Genomic DNA, 2,668 nt, shown 5'->3' on the forward strand with positions numbered 1-2,668 from the left:
ATGAAGAACATAAGGCTGAACAGGATTCTGAAAAGAAAAAAGAAATCTATAAAAAGATAGACGAAATTTCTCAGGAAGCCAGCCAGTATGCTATTGCCAATGAATATGACAAAGCGATTTCCTCATTAGGAGCCACCGGAACCAACGCCCACACCTGGTTTGATGAAACGGTGTATAAAAACAATATTCCGAATAATGAGCTGGAAAAATGGCTAAAAATAGAAAAGGAAAGGTTTTCTGAAATTGTTCTCCGTCTTTTCCATACAGAACTGGAGTCTGTATATGAGGAATTCAACAGGGCTCAGGATAATGATTCGAGGCTGGTGAATTATGAACTGATGGCTGCTCTTTTTCCAACCCATCCTAACGGGCAGCAAACCACGCTGGGCAGACCTGAACATTTGAAAAATCCTTCTATGAAGGCTATTCATAAGTATTTTGATGAATATTATGTTCCTAATAATTATGCAATGGTATTGGTTGGAGATCTAGATTTTGAAGAAACCATTCAATTGGTAGATCAGTATTTTGGCACTCTTCCCTATAAAGAACTTCCTAAAAAGACTCCGATTATTGAGCAGCCTATTACAGAAGTTGTAGAAAGAACTGTGAAAAGCCCTACTACTCCACGCGTTCAATTGGCCTGGAGAACGGATAGCTATGGAACCAGGGAGGCAATGCTTGCTGATATTGTTGTAAATATTCTAAGCAACAGAGGAGAGGCCGGCTTATTGGATCTCCATATCAATCAGACTCAGAAAATGCTTTGGGCACAAGCTTTCTCCGTAGGATTAAAACAATACGGCTATTTTTCTATTGTAGCGGTTCCGAAAGAAACCCAAACTTTACAAGAAGCTACCCAAATGGTTCTGGAGGAAATTGAGCTTATCAAGAAAGGTGATTTCCCGGACTGGATGCTTCCTGCCATTATTAATGACTTTAAACTTCAGAGAATGAAAGGCCTTGAAACGGCAGAAGGCCTGGCCACGACTTTATACGATATTTATATAAAAGGAAGAAGCTGGGAACAGGAGCTGAATGAAATGGATGAATACGCAAGTTTCACCAAGGAAGATGTTATCCGTTTTGCCAATGATTTCTTTAAGCACAACTATGTTGTTATTAATAAAGAGAAAGGAGTTAACGATAAGTTATTGAGAGTAGATAATCCTGGAATTACTCCTGTTAAAATTAACCGTGATGCACAATCTGAATTTTTAAAGGAAATCTTATCTGATAAAACGGAGGACATTAAACCGGAATTCATCGATTATCAAAAAGAAATTACTACTGATGAGATCAAAGGGAAGAAATTGAGCTTTGTAAGAAATAAGTACAATGATATTGCCCAGGTTCATTTTATTTTCCCTTTTGGAAGTGATCATGACCGTGACCTGGGGATTTCAACTCAGCTGCTTCAGTATTTAGGAACTGATGAGCTTTCTCCCGAAGATCTGAAAAAGGAGTTTTTCAAAATTGGAGTAAGCAATGATTTTAAAACCACCAATGACCAGCTATTGATTTCCCTGAGCGGCTTGGAAGAGAATATTGAAAAGGGAATTGCCCTTCTTCAGCAATGGATGTACCGAGTACAACCGAATCAGGAAATTTATAATCAATTTGTGGGAACTGTGCTGGAAAATCGTCAAGCTGTTAAAAAAGATAAAAATCGTATCATGACGGCGCTGACTACTTATACGAAGCTGGGAAATACTTCCCGTTTTACAGATGTTATCTCTAAGGAAGAGCTTGAAAGCAGTAAAGCAGAAGTATTCACAGACCGAATGAAAAAGCTGTTCAAATATCCTTACCAGATTTTCTTTTATGGAAAAGATTTTGAAACATTCAAAGGATATATTGGTGAATATACAGAAGCTGCAAGTCTCCAGATTCCTGAACCGAAACAGTATCCTGAACCTGCTACAGGAGGAAATGTATATTTTATTGACTATGATATGGTTCAAATGGAAATGAGCAAAGTTGGTAAGGGGAACATGGTGAATCCTGCTAATTTTGGAAAGGTGAATGTGTTTAATGAATATTTCGGAAGAGGGCTGTCTTCTATTGTTTTCCAGGAGATCCGTGAGAGCAAAAGTTTAGCTTATTCTGCGTATGTTTCTTATGCAGCCAGTGCAGAGCTGAATCATCCTGATTATATTACCACTTATATCGGAACACAACCAGACAAACTGATGATTGCAGTGGACACCATGAATGAACTGATGAATGAACTACCCGAGGTTACCATTCAGTTTGAAAATGCTAAAAATGCTGCTTTAAAACAAATTGCGTCTACCAGAGTCACGAGAAACAATATATTTTTCAATACTTTAAGATTAAAGAAACTTGGGATCTACCATGATTTCAGAAAAGATATTTTTGAGCAGATCCAGGCTCTGAAGTTTGAAGATATCAGAGAATTTTATCAATCGGACATTCAGTCTGTAGACTTTAATACTGCCATTATCGGTAAAAAGGAAAACCTGAATATGGAAGCCGTAAGTAAGATGGGAACCTTTACAGAAGTAAGCCTGAAGGATATTTTCGGACATTAAAAATAAAAAAGCCGCTCAATAAACATTTTGGACGGTTTTTATTTTATAAGTGATAAATGATAATAGGTATGTTTTACCTCATCACACAATCTCTGTCTCCATTCTGACAATGC

At 37.5% G+C, this 2,668-nt stretch carries 1 protein-coding gene; it reads left to right on the forward strand.

Going from position 1 to position 2,668, the window contains the following annotated elements:
- Positions 1-2,555 (forward strand): M16 family metallopeptidase (locus BBH99_RS10920; RefSeq protein ID WP_066695449.1); only part of this gene is annotated, 2,555 nt, incomplete at its 5' end.
- Positions 2,556-2,668: the final 113 nt, after the last annotated feature.

This window comes from Chryseobacterium contaminans (genome assembly GCF_001684955.1).
GTDB lineage: Bacteria > Bacteroidota > Bacteroidia > Flavobacteriales > Weeksellaceae > Chryseobacterium > Chryseobacterium contaminans.